This window comes from Compostibacter hankyongensis (assembly GCF_039541075.1).
GTDB lineage: Bacteria > Bacteroidota > Bacteroidia > Chitinophagales > Chitinophagaceae > Compostibacter > Compostibacter hankyongensis.
Window position 1 is genome coordinate 730,128 of record NZ_BAABFN010000001.1, and the last position, 23,825, is coordinate 753,952.

Annotated in this window: 25 protein-coding genes and 1 pseudogene; 12 read left to right on the forward strand and 14 right to left on the reverse strand. The window is 53.8% G+C overall.

What is annotated here, in order from left to right; genetic code table 11:
- Nucleotides 1-22: 22 nt before the first annotated feature.
- Nucleotides 23-1,927 carry a RecQ family ATP-dependent DNA helicase gene (locus tag ABD851_RS03025; RefSeq protein WP_344975122.1) on the forward strand — a complete coding sequence of 635 codons (1,905 nt, stop codon included), beginning with the start codon at nt 23-25 and terminating at the stop codon, nt 1,925-1,927.
- A 45-nt stretch (nt 1,928-1,972) separates the two neighbouring features.
- Here the strand turns inward: ABD851_RS03025 and ABD851_RS03030 are convergent, their stop codons facing one another.
- Nucleotides 1,973-2,434, reverse strand: a complete 462-nt coding sequence (locus ABD851_RS03030) for a hypothetical protein (protein ID WP_344975125.1) — start codon at nt 2,432-2,434, stop codon at nt 1,973-1,975.
- A gap of 56 nt (nt 2,435-2,490) precedes the next feature.
- Nucleotides 2,491-2,976: a beta-barrel fold lipoprotein gene (locus ABD851_RS03035; RefSeq protein ID WP_344975128.1), complete on the reverse strand. Its 486-nt coding sequence runs from the start codon at nt 2,974-2,976 to the stop codon at nt 2,491-2,493.
- Between the two features lie 240 nt (nt 2,977-3,216).
- On the opposite strand from ABD851_RS03035, the gene ABD851_RS03040 reads away from it, so the two are divergent.
- Nucleotides 3,217-5,196 (forward strand): tetratricopeptide repeat-containing sensor histidine kinase, encoded by a 1,980-nt coding sequence (locus ABD851_RS03040; RefSeq protein ID WP_344975131.1) that lies wholly within the window; start codon nt 3,217-3,219, stop codon nt 5,194-5,196.
- Entirely contained in the window at nt 5,177-5,818 is a 642-nt protein-coding gene (locus ABD851_RS03045) for a response regulator (RefSeq protein WP_344975135.1), read from the forward strand. Before ABD851_RS03040 ends, ABD851_RS03045 begins: the two co-directional genes overlap by 20 nt.
- Before the next feature lie 9 nt (nt 5,819-5,827).
- On the opposite strand, the gene ABD851_RS03050 is transcribed toward ABD851_RS03045, so the two are convergent.
- Nucleotides 5,828-7,372, reverse strand: a complete 1,545-nt coding sequence (locus ABD851_RS03050; RefSeq protein WP_344975139.1) for a helicase HerA-like domain-containing protein — start codon at nt 7,370-7,372, stop codon at nt 5,828-5,830.
- Between the two features lie 183 nt (nt 7,373-7,555).
- Here ABD851_RS03050 and ABD851_RS03055 point away from each other — a divergent pair, with 183 nt between their 5' ends.
- Genes ABD851_RS03055 through ABD851_RS03070 form a run of 4 tightly spaced genes read left to right on the forward strand, consistent with a single transcriptional unit; the run spans nt 7,556 to nt 9,526 of the window.
- Nucleotides 7,556-8,071 carry a DUF2975 domain-containing protein gene (locus ABD851_RS03055; protein WP_344975142.1) on the forward strand — a complete coding sequence of 172 codons (516 nt, stop codon included), beginning with the start codon at nt 7,556-7,558 and terminating at the stop codon, nt 8,069-8,071.
- Nucleotides 8,072-8,119: 48 nt separating this feature from the next.
- A complete protein-coding gene (locus ABD851_RS03060; RefSeq protein ID WP_344975145.1) occupies nt 8,120-8,635 on the forward strand; it encodes a DUF2975 domain-containing protein in 516 nt (171 codons plus the stop codon).
- 32 nt (nt 8,636-8,667) lie between these two features.
- Nucleotides 8,668-9,288 (forward strand): DUF2975 domain-containing protein, encoded by a 621-nt coding sequence (locus ABD851_RS03065; RefSeq protein ID WP_344975148.1) that lies wholly within the window; start codon nt 8,668-8,670, stop codon nt 9,286-9,288.
- Between the two features lie 4 nt (nt 9,289-9,292).
- Nucleotides 9,293-9,526, forward strand: a complete 234-nt coding sequence (locus ABD851_RS03070) for a helix-turn-helix domain-containing protein (protein ID WP_344975151.1) — start codon at nt 9,293-9,295, stop codon at nt 9,524-9,526.
- A gap of 5 nt (nt 9,527-9,531) precedes the next feature.
- Here ABD851_RS03070 and ABD851_RS03075 read toward each other — a convergent pair whose 3' ends face one another.
- From ABD851_RS03075 to ABD851_RS03105, 7 genes are all read right to left on the reverse strand, one after another.
- Nucleotides 9,532-9,912, reverse strand: a complete 381-nt coding sequence (locus ABD851_RS03075) for a co-chaperone GroES (RefSeq protein ID WP_344975154.1) — start codon at nt 9,910-9,912, stop codon at nt 9,532-9,534.
- A gap of 56 nt (nt 9,913-9,968) precedes the next feature.
- A complete protein-coding gene (locus tag ABD851_RS03080) occupies nt 9,969-10,808 on the reverse strand; it encodes an MBL fold metallo-hydrolase (RefSeq protein ID WP_344975157.1) in 840 nt (279 codons plus the stop codon).
- Nucleotides 10,809-11,049: 241 nt separating this feature from the next.
- On the reverse strand, nt 11,050-11,667 hold the full coding sequence (locus tag ABD851_RS03085) for an ABC transporter ATP-binding protein (protein ID WP_344975160.1): 618 nt from the start codon (nt 11,665-11,667) through the stop codon (nt 11,050-11,052).
- Entirely contained in the window at nt 11,651-12,451 is an 801-nt protein-coding gene (lpxA, locus tag ABD851_RS03090) for an acyl-ACP--UDP-N-acetylglucosamine O-acyltransferase (protein WP_344975163.1), read from the reverse strand. Before lpxA ends, ABD851_RS03085 begins: the two co-directional genes overlap by 17 nt.
- Before the next feature lie 7 nt (nt 12,452-12,458).
- Complete coding sequence (locus ABD851_RS03095; RefSeq protein WP_344975165.1) at nt 12,459-13,871, reverse strand: bifunctional UDP-3-O-[3-hydroxymyristoyl] N-acetylglucosamine deacetylase/3-hydroxyacyl-ACP dehydratase; 1,413 nt, start codon at nt 13,869-13,871, stop codon at nt 12,459-12,461.
- 11 nt (nt 13,872-13,882) lie between these two features.
- Complete coding sequence (lpxD, locus tag ABD851_RS03100; protein WP_344975168.1) at nt 13,883-14,944, reverse strand: UDP-3-O-(3-hydroxymyristoyl)glucosamine N-acyltransferase; 1,062 nt, start codon at nt 14,942-14,944, stop codon at nt 13,883-13,885.
- 73 nt (nt 14,945-15,017) lie between these two features.
- Complete coding sequence (locus ABD851_RS03105; RefSeq protein WP_344975171.1) at nt 15,018-16,250, reverse strand: HD domain-containing protein; 1,233 nt, start codon at nt 16,248-16,250, stop codon at nt 15,018-15,020.
- A gap of 321 nt (nt 16,251-16,571) precedes the next feature.
- On the opposite strand from ABD851_RS03105, the gene porX reads away from it, so the two are divergent.
- From porX to ABD851_RS03130, 5 genes are all read left to right on the forward strand, one after another.
- On the forward strand, nt 16,572-18,131 hold the full coding sequence (porX, locus tag ABD851_RS03110; protein WP_344975174.1) for a T9SS response regulator signal transducer PorX: 1,560 nt from the start codon (nt 16,572-16,574) through the stop codon (nt 18,129-18,131).
- Nucleotides 18,132-18,148: 17 nt separating this feature from the next.
- Nucleotides 18,149-18,490: a hypothetical protein gene (locus tag ABD851_RS03115; protein WP_344975176.1), complete on the forward strand. Its 342-nt coding sequence runs from the start codon at nt 18,149-18,151 to the stop codon at nt 18,488-18,490.
- A gap of 2 nt (nt 18,491-18,492) precedes the next feature.
- The gene (locus tag ABD851_RS03120) at nt 18,493-19,254 is read left to right on the forward strand and encodes an MBL fold metallo-hydrolase (RefSeq protein WP_344975178.1); all 762 of its coding nucleotides are present in this window, start codon (nt 18,493-18,495) and stop codon (nt 19,252-19,254) included.
- Between the two features lie 94 nt (nt 19,255-19,348).
- Complete coding sequence (locus tag ABD851_RS03125; RefSeq protein WP_344975181.1) at nt 19,349-20,296, forward strand: ComEA family DNA-binding protein; 948 nt, start codon at nt 19,349-19,351, stop codon at nt 20,294-20,296.
- A gap of 148 nt (nt 20,297-20,444) precedes the next feature.
- Nucleotides 20,445-21,584: an acyl-CoA dehydrogenase gene (locus ABD851_RS03130; protein ID WP_344975183.1), complete on the forward strand. Its 1,140-nt coding sequence runs from the start codon at nt 20,445-20,447 to the stop codon at nt 21,582-21,584.
- Between the two features lie 197 nt (nt 21,585-21,781).
- Here ABD851_RS03130 and ABD851_RS18000 read toward each other — a convergent pair.
- The 4 genes and pseudogenes from ABD851_RS18000 to clpX all read right to left on the reverse strand — a co-directional run.
- Nucleotides 21,782-21,898: pseudogene (locus ABD851_RS18000) on the reverse strand (hypothetical protein); the annotation flags it as partial.
- On the reverse strand, nt 21,883-22,119 hold the full coding sequence (locus tag ABD851_RS03135; protein ID WP_344975186.1) for a hypothetical protein: 237 nt from the start codon (nt 22,117-22,119) through the stop codon (nt 21,883-21,885). The gene ABD851_RS03135 and the pseudogene ABD851_RS18000, both read right to left, overlap by 16 nt.
- A gap of 95 nt (nt 22,120-22,214) precedes the next feature.
- Nucleotides 22,215-22,448 carry an HU family DNA-binding protein gene (locus tag ABD851_RS03140; RefSeq protein WP_344975188.1) on the reverse strand — a complete coding sequence of 78 codons (234 nt, stop codon included), beginning with the start codon at nt 22,446-22,448 and terminating at the stop codon, nt 22,215-22,217.
- A 122-nt stretch (nt 22,449-22,570) separates the two neighbouring features.
- Nucleotides 22,571-23,824 carry an ATP-dependent Clp protease ATP-binding subunit ClpX gene (clpX, locus tag ABD851_RS03145; RefSeq protein WP_344975191.1) on the reverse strand — a complete coding sequence of 418 codons (1,254 nt, stop codon included), beginning with the start codon at nt 23,822-23,824 and terminating at the stop codon, nt 22,571-22,573.
- Nucleotide 23,825 lies beyond the last annotated feature (1 nt).

Genomic DNA, 23,825 nt, shown 5'->3' on the forward strand with positions numbered 1-23,825 from the left:
CGGATTTGTTATCTTGCAGGCCGTGTCCGCGCCACTGACCATACTAAAAAAATACTGGGGCTATACCGCCTTCCGCCCCTTACAGGAAGAGATTATACGGTCGGTGCTGAACAGGCAGGATACGCTGGCGCTGATGCCGACGGGCGGGGGCAAGTCGGTTTGCTTCCAGGTGCCGGCCCTCCTGACCGAAGGCATCTGCCTGGTGGTGACCCCCCTTATTTCGCTGATGAAAGACCAGGTGGAGCGGCTGAAGAAGCAGGGCGTCCCCGCCCTGTCCGTGCACTCGGGCATGCCCTATGCGGAAGTGGAAAAAAGCCTGCGGAATGCCGCAGAAGGAGCCTTTAAGTTTTTATACCTTTCTCCGGAACGGATACAGACCTCCCTTTTCGAAAGATATGTGGCCGAGCTGCCGGTAAACCTGATTACGGTGGATGAGGCCCACTGCATTTCCCAGTGGGGATATGATTTCCGCCCGGCTTACCTGCAGATTTCCGCGTTGAGAAAGGCCCATCCGGAAACGCCCGTCCTGGCGCTAACAGCAACGGCTACACGTATGGTACGGGCGGATATCTGTGAAAAGCTCGCTCTTCGCTCTCCCGCCGTCCTGGCCCGGAGCTTTGTGCGGGAGAACATTGCTTATTCGGTATGTGCTGAAGAAAGCAAGATCAACAAAACGATGGCCGTGTTGAAGGCGGAGACCGGTTGCGCTATCGTATTTTGCGGCACCCGCAGGCGTACCGCCGCAGTGGCGGGACGGCTCCGCGAAGCGGGATTGCCGGCGGAGTTTTACCACGCCGGGCTGGGATCGGAAGAAAGAGCCCGCAAGCAGGAAGACTGGATGCAGGGCAGGGTGCGCATCATGTGTTGTACCAATGCCTTTGGTATGGGACTGGACAAGGCCGATGTACGGACCGTTATTCATTATGATGCTCCGGACAGCCTGGAAGCATACTATCAGGAGACGGGCCGCGCCGGCCGCGATGGACTGCCTTCGGCTGCCATCCTGCTGTACCGGCCTTCCGATATCACAGAGCTGCAGCGGCGTCCCGAGATAAAATATCCTCCCATGGCCGTCATCCGGAAGGTGTACGCCGCCATGGTCAACTTTCTGCAGCTGCCTGCGGGCACAGGCGGAGGGCGGTATTTTGATTTTGATGTGATGGAGTTTTCGAGAAGGTTTTCCGTCCCCCTGCTGCTGGCCTATAATACGCTGAAGATCCTTGAGCAGGAAGGTATTCTGGCGCTCAGCGAAAATATCTTTCTGCCTTCGAGGGTATGCTTTACCGCCGGAAGAGCTTCCCTGCAACAGTTTGAACGCGACTACCCGGCCCTGGCTCCCCTTGTAAAAGGATTGCTCCGTACCTACGAGGGTATATTGGACAACCCTGTACCGGTGAGCGAACGGCAGCTCGGGCGGTTGCTGCGCCGGCGGCCCGCGCAGATCGAAGGCGAGCTGCAGCGGTTGCAGGCGTATGGACTGCTGGATTATGAGCCCTGTAAGGACAGTCCCCAGTTGTTTTTCCCGTACGACCGTGCCGCGGCGGCAGACCTGCAGCTGGATATGAAGCGCATCCTCGAAAAGAAGAAAAGCTATGCGGCCCGGATACAGTCGGTCTGCGATTATATACAGGACAACAGCGTCTGCCGCAGCCGGCAGCTGGTAATTTATTTCGACGAACACACGGCGCCTGACTGCGGCATCTGCGATGTCTGCCGGGCAAGGCAGCGGGCCGGAGCCCCGAGTCCGCGGTTTGAAGAGGCCTGGCCGGCCATCCGGGCGCAGCTTTCCCGTCGGCCCCTGTCGCCCGGACAGCTGGAGGAGTCATTGCCGGAATATCCTGCGGCCCGGATACAGGAAATCCTGCGGTTTCTGCAGGATGAGGGCAGGATCATTCCGGATGAGGAAGGGCGGCTGCATGTGGGATAGGAGCGGGTGCCGGGCAAAAGCTGCCGGCACGCCGCCGGTTATCCGTCACTTGTTTTTGAGATTAATCGAAATATTGCCGTCTTCCAGCCCTTCCAGGTTCTGTTCGGTAAAGATGTCCTTTGAGGTCTGTTCCATCAGCTTGAGCAGATCTTCGGTAGCGCCGGTATGGTCTACGATGATGGTGGAGGTAGCTGCATTGAATTTCATTTTGGTATCCGTTACACCTTCGCAGGCCTGAATATTCCCGTTGAGCTTCTTCAGGGTCGGGAAGTCGATCCCGCTGATGTGAACCGTGGTTTGGGATCCTGTCTTTTCGCCTGCCTTATCTTTCTTCTTTTTCAGCAGGTTGAAGACCTTGCCGCTGGTGCCCCCGGCCCGCTCGGCTGTATTGGAGGCGCGGTCCACCTTGTTCAGCGCGTTGTCTACCTTGTCGAGCAATCCCTGCGCCTTTGAAGAAGTAATGCCGAACAGGGCGATAGCCAGACAGGAAATGATCAGCTTTTTCATATCATGTCGTTTTTTATGATAAAAATGAGTAGGACATCCGCGCAGATTGCAGGTGTTTAATAATCGAAAGCATGTGTATAATCTTTGCCTTCCTGAACGGTAACATCCTTGTCGTCAGTAATTACTTTGCCGTTGATTTCTGCTTTGAAGCTTACTTTATAAGGTTGACCGAAGTTGAAGCACTGAATGGTGGCCTTAACTACATCCAGTGATCTTACGGATTCAATTACATAAGTTTTTGTGCTTCCGGTAAAATTATTTTCATCCAGCGAGACACCCTGTTCGTTGTTCTGGGTAGCCCCGTTCAGTTTCCATAAGGTTTTATCGTTATTATTGGTAACACCGACAAATACGAAGCTCATAGAGACATCATCCGGATTGATATCCCCTTGTATGGTGACGGTGAACTTGGCCGTCTTTCCATCGGGCGTTTCGGGCTTGTCCTTGTCTTTGCTGCAGGAGGCAAGCAGGCCGATGGCCGCGATACAACATAAGGCGATAAGGCTTTTCAGGGAAAGGGTTTTAAGGAATGTTGTTCTCATAGATTTCTTTTTCAGTAAAAAATATATTTCCGGACACAAAACTATCCCGGGCTGCAGGTAAGGACAATCCCGGAAAATGCGGTTTTTTTTCTACTGGTTTTCCGGTATTTTTATTCCGGTGGAGCAGGGGTACTTTCGTGGATTTAGGCGAGCAGCGCAAGCCCCGGACAGGTGTGTTCGCCGCCCCGTTTCATAAAATAGGTGCTTATCACCGGTGAGGTTATTCCCATGAAGAAATGTATGCTCTTGATTTGTGTCCTTGCGCTGGCTTTTTTGCAGGCCGGAGCGCAGCTGCCTTTGGATCAGCAGAAATATGCGGACAGTCTGACCCGCGCCCTGGGGCAAGCCGTATCCGACAGCGGCAAGGCAAGGATATGTTTTCTGCTAAGCAATTACTGGGCACCCGAAGATACCGGGAAGGCCAGGCGATATCTGGAGGAGGGGAGGCGTCTGGGCAGAAGATATCCTTACATAACCGCGCTTTCCTATAGCGCGGAAGGTTATCTCTACTATACAACCGACCTGTCAAGAAGCCAGCAGGCTTATAAAAAGGCGGATACTTTGCTGAGCCGGTTCAGGACACCGGAGGCCTATATGGCCCGTTCGAATATCTGGGCCACCTATGCTGCTATGTTACAGCGGCAGGATGATGACCGGGGATATATAGCGGTGGTGCTGAACAAGGCCATACCGATGGCATTGCTGGCGGGCGACAGCACGCTTGTCGGCTCGCAGTATGTAGGCCTGGCCACTGCGCTGATGAATGTGGATGAAAATGCCAAAGCGGAAGAATACCTGGATAAAGCCATCGCCATTTTGAAAAACAAAGCCCCTTCACGTCTTGTCGCCGCTTATAACCGGGCCGGGGAAAACTATCTTATTTTAAAAAAGCCGGATAAGGCAAAACAAGTGCTGGATGCGGCGAAAGACATACTGGTACCCTATCCGGGATCCGAATTATATGCCGGTTATTATCTGATAGAAGGCTTGTATTACCATGAGCAGAAACAGTACCGGAAAGCGGTATCCAGCTTTGATCAGGGGATTGCAAAAGCCGGCGGACATAATAAGAAATATAAGATACAGGAGCTTGATTTCTATAAGATCAAAAGTCTTCTTGCGCTGCATAGCTTTCAGCCGGCAAAGAAGGTCGTTAATGAGCTTGCCGCAGATAAAGAGCTGATGTCCATCGATCAGAACAGGGTGGAAATATATGATGATCTGGCTGAGATCTATCACGGGACCGGAGATCTGGATTCCGCCTATTTCTGGCTGGGTCAAAGCAAGAGGTTAAATGACAGCCTGTATGAAAGCCGGCTTACCCATGACATCAATGCGCTGGAAGCCAAATACCGGAATGCCGAAAATCAGAAGCAGATTGCTACCTTACGGGTGGAAAAGGCGGAAGCTGCGCTTTCGGCGGGCAACAACCGTTTGTTCAACTGGCTGCTGGGCGGGGCCTGCCTGATCCTGCTGATCATAGCGGCGTTTGCTTTGCTTTTTTTCCGTAACCATAAAAAGTTGTCTGTGCAAAGGGAGCTGAATTACCAGCAGCAGCTGAAAGAGATGGAGCAGCAACAGCAGCTGACGGTCACCCGGGCTATGCTCGAAGGCGAGGAACGGGAGCGCGAAAGGGTGGCCCGCGACCTGCATGACGGGCTCGGCGGCATGCTGGCCGGCGTAAAGATCAATCTTTCCGGTTGGGCGTCTGCCCATGCGGAACCCGACGATATCCATCTGCATAGGGTGATCGGCCAGCTGGACAGCTCGGTGGGCGAGCTGCGGCGCATTGCCCGGAATATGATGCCGGAGACGCTGCTGAAATTCGGTTTGGAAACGGCGCTAAAGGACCTGTGCGAATTTTACATGAAGGACGGGCTGCATATCGACTTCCAGCCCTTTCATATCAACGGCTCCATTCCATTGCCCGTGCAGATCAATATTTATCGTATTGTACAGGAAATATTGTCCAATGCCATCCGCCATTCCGGCGCCACCAATATTGTGCTGCAATGCAGCCAGAGCGGTCAGGAGTTCTTTATTACCGCGGAAGACAACGGCCGGGGTTTCGATACCGGGGTGCTGGCGGGCAGGAAGGGAATGGGGCTGGATAGTGTAAGAAACCGGGTGGAGTACCTGAAAGGAAAAACGGAGATCATCTCCGCCCCTGGAGAAGGTACCACCATAAACATAGAACTACATGTCGATGCCGCCACCTAAGATCCGGATAGCCATTGTGGATGATCATCCTATTGTCATAGAGGGACTGAAGATGTTGCTGGTCCGGGAGCAGGATATTGCCATTGCCGGCTGCTTTGTGGACGGCGCCGGTATCCGCTCCTTCCTGGGGACAAACGAGGCAGATGTGGTGCTGCTTGACATTACGCTGCCCGATATCAACGGAATGGAGCTCTGCCGGGAAATAAAAAAGCTCTCGCCTTCGACGCTGGTGCTGGTGATCAGCAACCACTCGGAACGCAGCATCATCATGCAGTCCATTCAGAACGGCGCCAGCGGCTACCTCCTCAAGAATGCCTCGCTGGAAGAGCTCACCGGTTGTATTCACGAAGCCCTTTCCGGCAATATCACCTTTAGTAAAGAGGTAAAGGACATCATCAGCCGACCGACCAAAAACGAGCTGAAAGGGGTTCCCCAGCTGACGAAGCGGGAGCGGCAGATACTAAAGCTGCTGGCAGAAGGCAGGACGAGCGCGATGATCGCCGAAGCGCTTTTTATCAGTCCGCTTACGGTAGATACGCACCGCCGCAACCTCATGCAGAAGTTTGAGGTAAAGAATGCAGCCGAGCTGATCATGGCCGCCACCCAGCAGCAGCTGTTGTGATGGGGGGCCTTAAAACAGGCTTTTCCGTCTGCTCCGGCCACCGAGACCCAGGGCGCCCAGCAGACTGCGGGTGATGACCGACGCCGCCGTTCTCCCGGCCTGGCGCGCGGCGGAGCTGGTCAGCAGCTGTTCCAGCATTGAGGGAGCGGCATCCCCGCTGTTTTTGCGGACCGGTTTTTCTTCCGGCTGTCCCGCCGCCTCCTGTAACTTTCCGTTGAGGATCTCATAAGCACTTTGGGCGTCCACGCTGTTGTTATACTTGGCAGTAAGGAGAGAGGCATTTACTAAGGCGTCGATCTCACTGACGCTTAGTACATCCATACGGGAGCGGGGGGCGCGCAACATCACATGCGCCAGGGGAGTGGGTATGCCTTTTTCATTCAGCAGGGTCACCAGCGCTTCCCCGATGCCCAGCTGGGTAATCAGCGCATCGGTCTTATAAAAATCGCTGAGCGGATAATTCTCTGCAGTCTGCTTGATGGATTTACGGTCGGCTGCGGTAAAGGCCCGGAGGGCGTGTTGTATCTTCATCCCCAGCTGGCTGAGCACAGGCGCAGGAATATCGGTAGGGTTCTGCGTGCAGAAAAATACGCCTACTCCCTTGGACCGGATCAGCTTGACCACCGTTTCAATCTGTTGCAGCAGGGCATCTCCCGCCTCTTTAAAGACCAGATGCGCCTCGTCGATAAACATGACCAGGCGCGGCTTCTCGGCGTCACCCTGCTCAGGGAGCGTGGCATACAGCTCGGCCAGCATCTGCAGCATAAAGGTGGAGAAAAGCTTGGGTTTGTCCTGGATATCGGTGACGCGGAGTATGGATACGATACCTTGTCCGCCCGTGTTTGTCCGGAGCAGGTCGTTTACTTCAAAAGATTTTTCTCCGAAGAAGATATCGGCTCCCTGCTGCTGCAGTTCGATGACCTTCCGGAGAATGGTGCCGGTGGATGCCGTGGATATCTTGCCGTATTCCTTTTCGATCCCGGCTTTCCCTTCGGCTGTGGCATATTGCAATACCTTCGTAAAATCCTTGAGGTCCAGCAGGGGAAGCCGGTGATCGTCGCAATATTTAAAAAGAAGCGCCACTATGCCTTCCTGGGTGTCGTTCAGGCCCAGCACCTTGGCCAGCAGCACGGGGCCGAATTCACTGACGGTGGCGCGCAGGCGGGCGCCTTTTTCGCTGCTGAGGGTGAGCAGTTCCACGGGGCAGGCCTGCGGCGTATAGTCGATCCCGATCTTCCGGCTCCGCGTGGTGATGGCATCATTGGCGGCACCCGCGGCGGCCAGCCCGCTGAGGTCGCCTTTGATATCCATGAGGAGTACGGGAATGCCGGCTTCGCTGAGGCCTTCGGCCAGGACCTGAAGCGTCTTGGTTTTTCCCGTACCGGTAGCGCCGGCGATGAGGCCGTGCCGGTTGAGCGTCTTCAGCGGCAGATTGATATCGCAGCCGGGCACTACATCATCATTCAGCATAGCAGCGCCGATTTTAAAGAATGAACCCTTGCAGGTGTAGCCGTTCTTTATCTGCTCGGAAAAGGCGGTTTGTTGGTCAGCCATAGGGAGGTTTTTTGTACGGCAATATAAAAAATACCATCCGGATTTGATGCTACAGGGGAAAACAATCAAAATGAATTTATCGATAAACAATAAAAATATTTTGATAATTGATAAGTCCAAACTATCTTTACCCTGTCACAGGAGAACCAACGGAGCCCGGCGGTTGTCCTTCAAATACCGTTCATGAAGCAAACATCCCATCGCCGGATCATCTACTGGGCTTACCGTCTGGTAAGTGTATGGTTGTTCTTTCAGCTTTTGTACCTGGTGTGGAGGGTGTTCACGCTTGTGCATGCCGCGAACAGCAGGGCCCCGTTTTTTGAGCACGGGCAGTCTAACCGGTGGGAAACTGCCAACAGTCTTTTTCACCTTTTGCTGCCGGTTGTTATCCTGTCCCTGCTTCAGGATCTGCTCGGGTCGCTGCGGAAACAGACGGCTTTTGATCCCGGGATCATCCGGAAAGTGCGGTGGATCGGTTTTGTTTACCTGGGGTATGCCCTGCTGGAGTATGTGGTGTTTACGATTGTCCCTCCTTGGTTTACGGGACAGCAGCGTTATCCCCTGGTGTATGGCTCCAGTCTTCTGATGGGTTTGCTGAACCTGTCGGGAGAGCTCTTTTTCGGTTTGCTGATCCTGGCGCTGGCCGGAGTTTTCCGCTATGGGCTGCGGCTGCGCCGCGAGTCGGAACTAACGATTTAACTCCCTGAATCTCAAATATCAAACTTCAAATCAGAAACCCAACGAACAATGCTCCTACTCGGCCACCGTTTTATCCGCTGGGCTTGTTTCCTGGCCTTATTCCTTATCGTGGTGCAACTGCTACTTGGTATTGAATGGCTGTGGGGGGATATTCAGCGCTACCGCACCGGGGATGCGCTGGACGCCATAAGGGGGTACCGCTATTCGATCTGGGAGATCCTTCGTGATTTTTCTGTGGTGCTTTCCGGTATCCTTGTACTCCTGCTTTTGCTGCGCATTTTTATTTCCTTCAAAAATGACAGGATATTTGATGCGGTTAATATCCGTCGTCTCAGATCGGTCGGGTGGATCTATCTGGGTTATGCCGCGGTGCGCATTATACTGTTGGTAATTATAATAACCTGTGTGGTGCGGGTATCAGGTACACTGCCGCTGTTGCACCGTCTTGCCTATGGCCTGGCCCCGGTTTCCGGTTACGTATTGTATGGGCTGATCGTATGGGTGGTGGCGGCTGTCTTCCGGGAAGGTCTGCAGCTGCAGGAGGATCAGGAGCTGACAGTTTGAAATAAGCATCTTTTATCGTTAAAATGTCATCTATGAAATCATTAGGCGTGCATTCCCTCTCTTCCGTGTTGAGGATCATCGTCTCGGTATGCTTTTACGCGCAGGCGGCATTTTTTGTCGTCCTCCTGCTGATCATCACAGGACAGCTCTGGTTACAGGGCGAGCGGCAATATACCTGGCCGGTCGCCTTTACCGCTCCTGCGGTTCAAAAAGCCGAAAAGGTCAGTCAGGGCATATCTGCCGTCTCGCTGAAGGCCACGGAGGGGCAGCTGAGCTTCAACGGGAAAAATCACTGGCAGCTGGAGTTATTTACGATGCTGGGAATAGCCCTGGTGTTCGGCACCTCTCTTTTCGTCACCTTGCAGCTGAAGCGTATCCTCTCCAGCTTTGTCCGGGACAAGCCTTTTCTTTCTCAAAATGCCGGGCGGATAAAGGCGATCGGGATAGCCCTACTGCTGTATTCGGTGGTCAGCGCTTTCTTTGGCTGGTTCTATGTCCATTTCCTCAATACCCGGTTTGCTGCGGAACTGAACGTGCATTTCACCCTGCACTGGGATTTTGTATTCCTGCTGATGGGGCTGCTGGTGCTGGTCATCGGGGAGATATTCCGGATAGGGGCGCAGCTGCAGGAAGAAAAAGCCTTAACCATCTGAGCGTATGCCGATCGTAGTAAACCTGGATGTGATGCTGGCCCGGCGCAAGATGACGCTGACAGAGCTGAGCGAAAAGGTGGGGATCACCCTCGCCAACCTGTCTATTCTGAAAAGCGGTAAAGCGAGGGCCGTTCGTTTTTCTACCCTGGATGAGATATGCAAAGTGCTGGACTGTCAGCCCGGTGATATCCTGGAATATGTTACCGAAGAGGCTTACCGGAAGCTGTTTTCTTCCTGAGCTTTTTACAATTCTTCTTCGCGCTCCAGCATCAGGATGGCGCTCTGGGGGACAATAAAATACTTCTCTCCGGCGTACATCACCTCGGTGGCGCCGCCCAGCAGGAAGATCGCCAGATCGCCCTCCCGCGCCTGCAGGGGCACATACTTGACCTTTTCCTCCTCGGGCTTCCAGGATTCTTCATCTTCCACCGGCAGGGGAATGACATATCCCGGTCCCGTTTTGATAATATAACCCTGTTGTACTTTTTCCCTTTCCTGTACGCCGGGCGGGAGGTACAGCCCGCCGGAGCTTCGTTCGTCCGAAGGGGCGGGCCGGATCAGCACGCGGTCCCCGACCACGATCAGCTTTTTCAGTTTGTTATCCGAAGTGAGATGAACAGCCATGGCTTTGTTTTTTGTCGGCGCAGCGGTAGAGAGCGGCCGGGTTCAGGCTGCCCTGATCAAATTTCGTGCAAAGAGAAGGTCTCTGCCACTCGTACGCCTTTTTCTGTCATTTTTACCGTACAGCATTCCACTGCCGGATCGTGCTCAAAAAACAAAATGTATTCCTTTTCCGCCGCTTCGGTCAGAAACTGTTCCTTCTCCCGTAGGGTGGTGAGCGGAAACATATCGTACGCCATTACATAAGGAAGGGGAAGGTGGTGCACCGAGGGCAGCAGATCGGCGACAAAAACCAGCGTTTTATCACCCAGTCTGAGCTGGGGCAGCATCTGCGATTCGGTATGGCCGTTGACAAACCGGACGGAAATATCCGGCGTGAAAGCGGTACCCTCGTCTATTTCGAGAAAACGCAGCTGTCCGCTTTCGCGGATGGGCAAGATGTTTTCCTTCAGGAAAGAGGCCTTCTCCCGCGCATTGGGCTCGGTAGCCCATTGCCAGTGGCGGGCATTGCTCCAGTAAACGGCGTGGGGGAAGGCGGGCAGCAGCTTGTCTCCCTTCCGGATCACGGCGCCTCCGCAATGGTCGAAGTGCAGATGGGTGAGGAACACATCCGTGATGTCATTGCGGTGGAATCCGTGACGGGCCAGGGAGGAATCGAGGGTATCCGGGCCGTGAAGGTGGTAATGGGACAGGAATTTTTTATCCTGCTTGTCGCCGATGCCGGTGTCGACCAGGATGAGCCGGTTGCCGTCCTCGATCAGCAGACAGCGCATCGCCCAGGTACAGCGGTTGTTTTCATCTGCCGGGTGAAGCTTGCTCCACAATACCTTGGGCACCACGCCGAACATGGCGCCGCCGTCCAGCTTGAACAGTTCCGTATCGATGGGATATACTTGCATCGGTTGCGTCTTTGTAAACAAAGATAAGACATACCGGCCGGGCGCAGACCTTTCTGCCCATATAATGATTTGATGGTTTGATGATGTGCTGATTTGATGATGAAGCAATCATATAAGAGTTTAAAGTTTAACGTCTAAAGTCTAAAGTTGACCTGCCCGGAAAGGAACCTTAGACTTTAGAATCTTAGACTATTGAACCGGAAACCTCAAACCTCAAACGAGAAACCGGAAACCAGAAACTTCATTTATAGTCAGAAATGCTCAGGCGGTGCGTGCACAGGCTGTACTCCTGCTCGTCGTTGGAGGAAATGACCACCAGGCGTTCCCGTTGGTATTCGCGGATCAGCTGTCCATAGAGCCCGATGCCCTCTGCATCCAGGTTGGAGCAGGGCTCGTCCAGGAAGAGGACGGGCACATCCGAGAAAACGGCTTGGGCCAGGCGCGCGCGTTGCTTCATCCCGGAGGAGAAATAGCGTATCTGCTTATCGGCGGCTTTTTCCAGCTGTACGGCCTTCATGATCTGCGGCAGGCTTACGCCGGGCAGAAAGGGTTTGAAACGGGCATGGAACCGCAGCAGCTCCATAAGGGTAAGCTCTTCGATCAGCTCGAGGTAAGGGGTGGCCAGGGCCAGATGCCGGAATACCTGTTCCTGGGGCAGGGGCCTATTGCCCAGGGAATAACGGATGCTGCCTTCGCTGTGCTGAAGACTGCCGGCCAGCAGCTGCAGCAGCGTGGATTTTCCGGATCCGTTGGGACCCAGTATGGCATAGCTGTTGCCCGCGTGGAAGCCGGTGGAAAGATGCCGGAATACCCATTCGTAGTTAAAGCGTTTTCCGATATTTTCAAGCGATATCGTCATTCGACTTGCCGGAATAGCCTTTCATGATGCCGCGGGCCGATTCCCGGATAAAGGTAAGTATCTCATCGCGTTCATCGGAAACAGGGATGTCCGCCTCGATGATGTTCAGCGCTTTGGAAATGCTGTAGCCGCGTACGTAGAGGATACGGTAGATATCGAGGATATGGTTGATCTTATCCAGCGAAAACCCTCTTCGCTTCAATCCGATGGAATTGACCCCCACATAGGAAAGCGGCTCCCGGGCCGCTTTTACATAGGGAGGAATATCCTTGCGGACCAGCGATCCCCCGGTGACAAAGGCATGGGCGCCGATCTTGCAGAACTGGTGTACGGCTACCATGCCGGCCAGCACCACGTAATTGCCGACCGTAATATGTCCTGCCAGGGTGGTGTTGTTGGAAAAAATACAGTTGTCGCCCACCTCGCAGTCGTGCGCGATATGGCAATAGGCCTGTATCAGGCAGTTTTTGCCGACCACCGTGTTGCCTTTGGCGCGCGTGCCGCGGTTGATGGTTACAAATTCACGGATAGTGGTATTGTCGCCGATCTCGGCAGTGGATTCCTCTCCGGCAAATTTCAGGTCCTGGGGTATGGCGGAGATCACGGCTCCTGGAAATACCCGGCAATTTTTACCGATGCGTGCGCCTTCCATGATCGTGACGTTGGAGCCGATCCAGGTGCCTTCGCCGATCTCCACATTTTTATGGATCACGCTAAAGGGGTCGATCTTTACATTGGGGGCCAGCCGGGCATCGGGATGTATATAAGTCAGCGGGTGGATCATGTGCGCTTTATCTGTAGTCTTTTTTTACAAGCTGGGCCACAAGATCGGCCTCCGTACAGACCTTATTGCCTACGAAAACAGTGCCACGCATTTCACAGATGCCGCGTCTGATCGGGTTCAGCAATTCCATTTTCAGGATCATGGTATCGCCGGGCAGTACTTTGTGCTTGAATTTACAATTATCGATTTTCAGAAAATAAGTATCGTAATTCTCGGGATCCTGGTAAGTGTTCAGCGCCAGGATGCCGCCGGCCTGGGCCAGCGCTTCCACCTGAAGCACGCCGGGCATCACCGGGTTGCCGGGAAAATGCCCCTGGAAGAAGTTTTCATTGAACGTCACGTTTTTGATGCCCACCACATGAGTGTCGGACAGTTCGATGATCTTATCCACCAGCAGGAAAGGGAATCGGTGGGGTAGCGTTTTTTCGATATGACGTATATCAAAAATGGCCGGCTGGTTAGGATCGTAAACCGGCACATTCCGGATATGCCTGTTCTTTTTGATATACTGCTTGATCTTCCGGGCAAATTCCACATTCGAGGAATGGCCCGGGCGGTTGGCAATGATATGCGCCTTGATGGGATAGCCGATCAGCGCCAGGTCGCCCACCACGTCGAGTAATTTGTGACGGGCCGGCTCATTGGGGAAGCGAAGCTGGATATTGTTCAGGATGCCTTCGCTTTTGACGGATATCTTTTCCCGTTTGAAGGCCCGCGCCAGCCTTTCCAGCTGCTCATCGCTCACCACACGGTCCACCACCACGATGGCGTTGTTCAGATCGCCTCCTTTGATCAGGTTGTTGTCCAGCAGATATTCCAGCTCGTGGAAGAAGCAAAAGGTGCGACAGGGCGCTATTTCCTTTTTAAAGCTGCGGATATGCTTCAGCGCGGCATGTTGGGTGCCCAGCACCGGTGAGTTAAAATCGATAAGGGTGGTGATCTTGTAATCCATGGACGGCAACGCCACCATCTCCACTTTTTTTGTTTCGTCGTAATGGTAGATATTGCTGTCAATGGAATAATATATCTTTTTGGCGTCCTGCTCGTGTACTCCGGCTTCTTCAATGGCGGTGATAAAAGGCTGGGAGCTGCCGTCCATGATCGGCACCTCGGGCCCGTTCAGCTCGATCAGCACATTGTCGATACCCATGCCGACCAGGGCGGCCAGCAGGTGCTCTACCGTGCTGATGCGGGCGCCGCGGTGCTCCAGCGTAGTACCCCTGGAGGTATCCACCACATAATCCACATCGGCCTTTACGATCGGCTGATCGGGCAGGTCGATGCGTTGGAATTTTATGCCGAAGCCCGGTGTTGCCGGTTTCAGGGTCATGTCGACCTGATGACCGGTATGTAAACCGACTCCTGAAACAGTAACCGGCCCTTTCAGCGTCTGCTGATAGTACATTTCCTGATTTCCCATAAGCGTCGAGGTTAAAGCCGTTCTTTTTCAGCCATGAACTGCCGGACTAAAGCTTCAAGTTCCTTGATCCGGCGGTCTAATTCGGGCAAATTTCGAAAAATTGCCTGACTTTTCAGCGAACTTTTATAATCAAAGGCGGGAGTGCCGTTGAGCGCGGCGTTCTGTTCGTTGACGGATTTGGATATCCCGCTTTGCGCGTTGATGCGTGTGCCGTCGGCAATCTGGATATGACCGACCATGCCCACCTGACCGCCCACCACGCAGTTGCGTCCTATCTTGGTGCTGCCTGAAACGCCCGTCTGTGCAGCGATGACGGTGTTTTCCCCGATCTCCACATTGTGCGCTATCTGGATCAGGTTATCCAGCTTTACCCCCTTCCGGATGATGGTAGAGCCCATCGTGGCCCGGTCGATAGTCGTGTTGGCGCCGATCTCCACATCATCTTCGAGGATGACATTGCCGATCTGGGGCACTTTTTTATAATTCCCGTCCGCCTGGGGCGCAAATCCGAAGCCGTCGCTGCCGATGACGCTGCCGGCGTGGATCACCACCCGGTGGCCGACGAGGCAGTCGTGGTACACCTTCACCCCGGCATAGAATATGGCATCGTCGTTTACTACCACGTTGTCTCCGAGATAGGTGCCGGGATATATCTTTACGTTGTTCCCGATGATGACGTTTTCGCCGATATAGGAGAAGGCGCCGATATAAACATCCTCGCCCAGAATGGCGGAGGTGGAAATATAGGAGGGTTGCTGGATGCCTTTTTTCAATCCCTTCTGCCGGCTGAGAATATAATTGTATTTCTCCATCAGCAGGGCAAATCCGCTGTAGGCATCCGCTACCCGGATCAGCGTAGGTTTTACCGGCCGTTCCACCTGCAGGTTTTCATTGATAATCAGGATGCTGGCCTGTGTGGAGTAGAGATGTTCCTCGTATTTAGGGTTGGCGATAAAGCTGAGGGCGCCCTCGCCGGCTTCTTCTATCTTGGCGATATTGCTGACCCGTACGTCGGGGTCGCCTTCCACTTTACCATTGACGATGGTGGCTATTTGCAGTGCGCTGAATTGCATGTTATACGTTTAATTGACCCGCATTTCCGGGTGCCCGCCGGGGAAACCGGCGCTTCCCTTTGAGGTACCGCAATTATCGGTCCTCTATTTTGGGGTAACAAATGTAGAATTTTTTTATGGGTATAGCGAGCGTATTATTAATAAGGGCGTTGTCCACCGACGATATATCCCGTACCTGCCCGGTTTTAAAAAAAATGTTAATTTCTTCGTTGCTGATGTCGTAGGTGCGGTTGGCCGCCACTCCGGTAAAAACGAAATAGTCCATCTCTTCGGGGGGCAGCTGCAGGGTTTTGCTGAGTTCCGTGCGAAGCCGGGCTACCCGTTCTTCGGAAAAAGGCTCGAGGCTCAGCTCCACGCGGAAGAGGTTCCTGTTGATCAGGCCGCTGCAAAGCGCAGACAGGACCCGGTCCGGGTGCCCGGCCCAGACCTTTATGGCGGAGAGGATATCATAGTCGTCCAGCAGGCAGAACTGCTGCAGGCAGCCGGGTTGTTCGGCGAAGGAGGACCGGTCCACCCGCTGCTGCATAAAAAAGCGGAGTGCCGGAGTGCCGAACAGCGCTTCCCCCTCCAGAGACAGCCTCCGGGCGCGGCGCAGGATGTTGACCAGCATGTTTTCCGCACTCAGCACGGTTTTGTGGAGATATACCTGCCAGTACATGAGGCGGCGGGCGATGATGAACTTCTCGATGGAATGGATGCCCTTTTCTTCCACCATCAGCTCGCCCTGCTGTACCGTCAGCATTTTGATAATGCGGTCGTAGCTGATTACTCCTTCGTGAACGCCGGTATAGAAGCTGTCGCGGTTCAGGTAGTCCATCCGGTCCACATCCAGCTGGCTGGACACCAGCTGATGGAGAAATCTTTTTTCATATTCCCCGTTGAAGATGCGCAGGGCAAGGTCCAGCGCTCCCCCGGACCCGCTGTTCAGCACCTGCATGATATACCGGGAAAGGGTTTCGTGCGGGACGTCTTCCACCAGGGTATTTTCCAGCGCGTGTGAATAGGGGCCGTGGCCGACGTCATGCAGCAGGATGGCAATACAGGCGCCCACCTCTTCCTCGGGGGAGATATCGGCCCCCTTGTTCTTCAGCTCCCGCAGGGCCAGGCACATCAGGTGGTAGGCGCCCAGCGAGTGGTGCATGCGGGTATGGGTAGCGCCGGGATATACCAAGTGGGCCATGGCCATCTGGTGAATCCGGCGTAATCTTTGATACCAGGGGTGCTGGATCACATCGTAGACCAGCGGGTGATCTATGGTGATAAAGCCGTATACCGGATCATTGATAATTTTCCTTTTGCCAGACACAGGGAAACCGTTGTATAAAAAAAAGTTAAAACGGGCGCTGCCGCTTCCGCAAAGCTACGATAGCTGCCGGGAAAAAGGTAACTTTGAAAAACGCTACCCCCTCAAGGGGGAAAAGGCGAAAGGTGAAGGGCGAAAGGCTTTTCGAAGTTTAGAGTCCAAGATTTCATTCCAGGCAGACTAACTTTAGACGTTAAACTTTAAACCAGAAACTTCAAACCTCAAACTGAGAAGCCAGAAACGCGCAGCGTTCACGGAGACCGCTCAAAATCTTTGTGAACGACGTAAACTTCAAACCAGAAACCTCAAACCAGAAATATATAGATGAGTAACATAGCCAATATCTTATGGGTGGATGACGAGATCGATTCGCTGAAATCGCAGATCCTGTTCCTGGAAAATAAGGGATATCAGGTATCCGCATTGACCAACGGACACGACGCCCTGGAATATCTTAAGGACAATATTGTAGACGTGGTGCTGCTGGACGAAAGCATGCCGGGTATCACCGGGCTGGAGACCCTGGCGGGCATAAAGGCGCTCCACCAGCACATGCCGGTGGTGATGGTGACGAAAAACGAGGCGGAAGACGTCATGGAAGACGCCATAGGCTCGCAGATCACCGATTACCTGATCAAGCCGGTAAATCCGAATCAGGTGCTGCTTTCGCTCAAAAAGATCATCGACAACAAAAGGCTGGTGGCAGAACGCACCACCACTGCTTACCAGCAGGATTTTCGCAATCTCTTTATGGCGCTCAGCTCCAACCCGGACTACAACGAGTGGATGGATATCTACAAAAAGCTTGTTTTCTGGGAAATGGAGATGGGGAAAAGCGACAGTCCCGAGATGCAGGAAGTGCTGAGCACGCAGAAATCGGAGGCCAATACCGAATTTTCCAAATTCATCTCCCGTCATTACGAAGACTGGGTGCATCCCCGCAGCACGGAATCGCCCATCATGTCCCATACGCTGTTCCGCTTTAAGGTAGCTCCGCATATTACGGGCGATAAGCCCCTCTTCTTTATCCTGATCGACAACCTGCGCTTCGATCAGTGGAAGGCCATCCAGCCTGTTTTTTCCGAGAGCTTCCGGGTACTGGAAGAAGAAACCTTTTACAGCATACTGCCGACCTCCACCCAGTACAGCCGCAATGCCATCTTTGCCGGCATGCTCCCTGTGGATATAGAAAAACGTTTCTCGCAGCAGTGGAAAAACGATGACGAGGAAGGCGGAAAGAACCTGTATGAGGAGGAGTTTCTCGCCGCCCAGCTCAAACAGCTTCGGCTGGGGGATATGCGTTTTTCCTATACCAAGGTCACCAACCACCAGGACGGGCAGATGCTGGTCAACAGCATTCATAACATGATGGACTACCAGCTCAACGTGATCGTCTATAACTTCGTGGACATGCTGTCTCACGCCCGCACGGAAATGGAAGTGCTCAAAGAGCTCGCCAGCGACGAAACCTCTTACCGCTCCATCGCTGCCAGCTGGTTCGAACATTCTCCCCTGCATCAGGCGTTGAAGAAGCTGGCCGGGAAGGACGTACGGCTGATCGTGGCAACCGATCACGGTTCGGTACGGGTAAAGACGCCCCATAAGGTGATCGGGGACAAGCAGACCACCACCAACCTGCGGTACAAGCACGGGCGCAACCTGAACTACGATGCCAATGACGTGCTGGCCTTCCGGGATCCCTCCGCTGCCGGTCTTCCCCGCCCCAATGTCAATTCATCTTATATCTTTGCAAAAGGCGACGGGTATCTGTGCTACCCGAACAACTATAATCATTTCGCCAACTACTACCGGAATACTTTCCAGCACGGAGGCATCTCGCTGGAAGAGATGATCGTGCCGGTGGTGCGTATGGTGAGCAAATGACGGAAAACAGATTTCGTATGCAGATCAAATACAACCAGCATACGCTGGACAGGGTAGAGAAGATTTTTGAGGAAAGCGGCTACATCCTCCGGTATGAAAAGGGAACGTTCAATTCGGGCTATTGCCTGCTGGAACATAAGAAGGTGGTGGTGGTCAACAAATTTCTGAGCATCGAGGGAAGGATCGGCGTGCTCGCGGATATCCTCCCCGCCCTGTCCATCACCGCCGACCACCTGCCGGAAGGCTCCCGCAAGCTATATGAACAATTACTGAAACAGCTTGCAGAAGCGCCCCTGCAGCAGACCGGCACCGGGGATGCGCCATCGTCCTCCGGCGACCCTGGCGCCAACAACAGCTGACATTGAAGATTACTTTTCTCGGAACAGGAACCTCTCAGGGCGTGCCCATGATCGCCTGCAACTGCCGGGTCTGCACCTCTGCAGATCCGCGGGACAAGCGGCTGCGCAGCAGCATACTGCTGTCTGCCGGCGAGCAGCATATCGTGGTGGATACCACGCCTGATTTTCGTTACCAGATGCTCCGTGCGCAGGTAAAACACCTTGAGGCCATTCTGATCACCCATGCCCATAAAGATCATATTGCGGGCATGGACGATGTCCGGGCCTTTAACTATTTCCAGCAGCGTCCCATGGATATTTATGCGTCGGCCGCCTCGCAGGAAGCCATCCGCCGGGAATTCTACTATGCCTTTGCCGCCGAAAAATATCAGGGCGTCCCCGAGATACGGCTGCATACGATCGATGAAGAAACTTTTCAGGTAGACGGACTGGAAATATTACCCGTGCCGGTAAAGCATCATAAGATGCCGGTGCTGGGTTTCCGGATCGGGGATTTTACCTACATCACCGATGCCAATTATATCGGCGCTGAGGAAAAAGAAAAAATCCGGGGCTCGCGTATCCTGGTCCTCAACGCCCTGCGCCAGGAGCCGCATATCTCTCACTTTGCCCTCTCCGAAGCCATCGCCCTTTCCGATGAGCTGGGCGTCCCTGAGACCTATTTTACACATATCAGTCACCAGATGGGACGTCACGCCGAAATTGACGAGACCCTGCCGCCCGGCAAGCATCTCGCCTACGACGGGCTGGAACTGAAAGTGTAGTTTCCGCCTCCAACCACGGAATTTTTTGTAACTTAAGGCTACAGCGGCGGAAATCCGCTTCATGTCTTTTTAATATACTGAAAACCGGATCCTGATGCGAAAAAACGCATTTCGGGACTATTTTTCTTTTACGCGTGGACAGCAACGCGGCATCCTTGCTTTGCTCCTGATCATCGTGGCGCTGCTGCTTATGCCTTACTGGCTGCCTCATCCGGCAGCCCGCTCAGCATCCGATTTCAGGGCCTACCGGAGGGCCATCGCCGAATTTGAAAAACGAAAGGACGACGATACCGCCCGGGTTTTCAGCCGGGAAGACAGGACTTCTGTCAAAGCAGCGCTTTTTCACTTTGATCCCAACAGCCTGGCTGATTCCGGTTGGCAGCGGCTGGGCGTGAGCCCGCGGGTAGCCCGCACCATCCGTCATTACCGGGAAGCAGGGGGACGATTTTATAAGCCTGAAGACCTGCAGAAAATATACGGGCTGTCCCCGGCAATGTATAAACGGCTGCTCCCCTATGTAAGACTGAAAAATGCAGAAGAAGCCCGCTTTGCCCCGAAGCGGGAAAACCCACCGGCCGTCAGCGGCGTGCAGCAGGAAGCGGTAACGGGCTTACAACATTACCGGTATCCGAAACCGGCTGATTTTGCGCTCGATATCAATACGGCCGACAGTGCCGACTGGGTGCGGCTGCAGGGGATCGGTCCCGCCCGCGCCGCTTATATCCTGCGGTTCCGGGAACGGCTGGGCGGCTTTTACCGGGTTTCACAGGTAGCAGAGGTGTACGGGTTGCCGGACAGCGTGTTCCGGAAGATTGAACACCAGCTAAATATTTCATCCGTTGATTTGAAAAAAATCAACATCAATACGGCCACGGTGGACGAAATGAAATCCCATCCCTACATCAGCTATCGCCTGGCCGCTACCATCAAGGCTTTCCGGGAAGAGCACGGCAGCTTCGACTCGGTGGAAGACCTGAAGCAGGTGGCATTGGTGGATGACCGAATTTACCGTAAACTTGCCCCGTACATCGTTGCCCGTTGAGGCGTGGGCGGGCTGCAAAAGCAGCCATGGATTTAAAACCGGCTGACCGCTTTTGTTTTTTGAGCAGCAGTGCTCCTGTAAGAGCAGCGATGGATTTAAGGCTGACCGATTGGATTAAATGCCAAAAACGTCTGATAAAAGTAACATGATGGACTTTCAACCTACCGAGTTGCAGCTGCAGATCACCCGGATGATCCGTGACTTCGGACAAGCGCACATACAACCCTTTGTGATGGAATGGGATGAGCAGCAGCTGTTTCCCCGCGACCTGTTCCGGCAGCTGGGCTCGCTTGGCCTGATGGGCATCCTGGTGCCCGAAACATATGGCGGGTCGGGTCTGGGTTACCCGGAGTACGTGACGGCCATCCGGGAGGTATCCCGCTTTTGCGGATCAGTCGGTCTGAGCATGGCGGCGCACAACTCACTGTGCACAGGGCATATCCTTCAGTTCGGCAGCGAGGAGCAGCAACGGAAGTACCTGCCCCGCCTGGCCTCCGGCGAATGGATCGGGGCCTGGGGGCTGACCGAACCCGGCACCGGCTCCGATGCGGCCAATATGAAGACGGTGGCGCGCAGGGAGGGCGGGGAGTGGGTGCTGAACGGCACCAAATGCTGGATCACCCATGGCATATCCGCGGAAGTGGCCGTTGTGATTGCCCGTACTGGCGGGACCGGCGATAACCATGGGATGAGCGCCTTTATCGTGGAGCGGGGTACGCCGGGCTTCAGTGGAGGAAAAAAGGAAAACAAGCTGGGGATGCGGGCCAGCGAAACGGCCGAGATGATCTTTGACGATTGCCATATTCCTGCAGACCACCTCATCGGTAAGGAGGGGGAGGGCTTTATCCAATCCCTGAAGGTATTGGACGGAGGGCGGATATCCATAGCGGCCTTGTCGCTGGGAATAGCCCAGGGCGCCTATGAGGCGGCGCTGCGTTATGCCAAGGAGCGGCAGCAGTTCAACCAGCCGATTGCCAGCTTTCAGGGTATCTCCTTCAAGCTGGCGGACATGGCTACGGAGATCGGAGCGGCAGAGCTGCTCACCTTTCATGCGGCGGAAAAAAAACAGCGCGGCGAAAAGATGACGAAAGAGGCGGCCATGGCCAAATATTATGCTTCCGAAGTGGCGGTGAAGGTGGCTACCGATGCGGTCCAGATCTTTGGCGGTTACGGCTATACGAAGGATTTTCCGGTAGAGAAATATTATCGCGATGCCAAGCTCTGCACAATCGGGGAAGGTACCTCGGAGATCCAGAAGATCGTGATCGCCCGGGAAGTGCTGAAGTAGGACTGGTATTACTTCCGGGGATGTTTTTTAGGATTGCTCCTGTTGTCCCAGAAATATTGGAGCGCAACCTGTTGTTTCCGGGGATAGTAGCGGTAAAACAGAGATATCTGCTTCATGATAACAGCTTTGTGCTGATGAGATTTTCCGGGGGCTGCAATATAAAGCCGGGGGTATTTCCGGAGTAAGGAGAGGCAGTTATTGACCTTTTCAACGAAATTTCGGACTTCTGTTTCTGTCCAATGCTGGGATAAATATTCTATTATAGCGAGAAAGGATGCTTCGGCTTGCGGTGACCAGATTATTTTAACCCCCATTGCTTGTATTTCTTCGTTATGACTTCATGGGGTATTCCATTTCCCTGACTTATCTCTTTATCAGCAGCCATAATGGTATCTTGTACCGCGGAGGGCAGATCATCCCACCAATCGTGATTTTGTTCTATTTCCAATATAGCCTGCACCATACGCAATGACTTTTCATCTGCCTGGGCAATATATTCCGCCACTTTTCTCCGCAAGGCTTCGGTTTGGGTCATTTTTAAAGGATTTTATTCAAATTTACTCTTTTTCGTCCGGTATAAAAAAATCCTGCATAGCGCAGGATTTTCAAACAGTAACCACCGGATCCGGCTTACTTTCCGCCGCCGAACATACCGGATAATTTATCCCCGGCACCGCCCAGGAAGCCTTCTGCTTTCTGTACGAGGTTGTCTACATTTTCCCCGCTGAAGATAGAATCGATGGCGCCATGAAACGATTCCGGCACCTTGGCTTTGATCTTCTCAAGGATGGTTTCCACGGCCTGCTTGGCCTGATCGGGGTTCAGTCCGACTTTTTGCTGGAGTTCCTGGATAAATTCCTGCATAGCTATTCGTTTTAAGAGGTGAATTATTCCGCAACGTCATGCTGCGCAATGCAAAACGAATCTAAGAAAATTTACGGTATTGGCAAACCGTTCTTTAAAAGCAGGAAAGGGATATGAGCCGCTCAGGCCACCTTCAGGTGCTTCAGCGCGGAACGTTCCAGCTTTTCCCGGGCATATTCCGGGGTAAGCAGGAATGTTTTCTCGCCGGAAGAGGGCAGCTCAAACATGGCGTCGGTCATGATGGCCTCGCAGATGGACCTCAGCCCGCGGGCGCCCAGCTTATACTCCATGGCCTTCTCCACGATATAGTCGAGCACCGCTCCGTCCGTCTGAAGTTGTATGCCTTCCAGTTCGAAAAGCTTTTCATACTGCTTGATGAGGGCATTCTTCGGCTCGGTGAGGATAGCGCGCAGCGTGACCTGGTCCAGCGGATTCAGGTGAGTGGTTACCGGCAGGCGGCCCAGCAGCTCGGGGATAAGCCCGAAGGTGCGCAGGTCCTGCGCATTTACATACTGGAGCAGGTGCTGACGGGTATAATCCTGTTCTGCCTTGTTGGCCGTAAACCCGATGGTGTTGGTCTGGACCCGGCGGGCGATGATCCGGTCGATGCCGTCGAAAGCTCCGCCGCAGATAAACAGGATATTCTGGGTGTTGATCTTTACCATCTTCTGGTCCGGGTGCTTGCGGCCGCCCTGCGGCGGTACCAGCACGTCGGCTCCTTCGAGCAGCTTCAGCATACCCTGCTGCACGCCTTCCCCGCTGACATCGCGGGTAATGGAAGGATTATCCTGCTTGCGGGCCACCTTGTCGATCTCGTCGATATAAACGATGCCCCGCTCGGCGGCCGCCACATCGTAATCGCAGACCTGCAGCAGGCGGGAAAGAATGCTCTCCACATCTTCGCCGACATAACCGGATTCGGTAAAAACGGTGGCGTCCACGATGGTGAAGGGTACCTGCAGCATCCTCGCGATGGTGCGGGCCAGCAGGGTTTTACCCGTACCCGTTTCGCCGACCATGACGATGTTGGATTTTTCTATCTCCACATCGTCCTTTATTTTCTGCTGCAGCCGCTTGTAGTGATTGTATACAGCTACGGAAAGTATCTTTTTGGCTTCATCCTGACCGATGATATACTGGTCCAGGAATTTTTTTATCTCTACCGGCTTGTGGACGTTGGGGTTAAAGGGCTTCTGCGCAGCTTTTTTCGGCTGTCCTTCCCTCGCGGTGTCCGGCAGCTCCTGCAGGATGATATCCTGCGCATGTGCCACACAGTCATCACAGATGTGCCCTTCCTCTCCTTCGATAAGGAGCCTTACCTCGTTTTTGCCCCTTCCGCAAAAGGAGCAGTAGATGCCGTTACGTTGCTGTTTCATC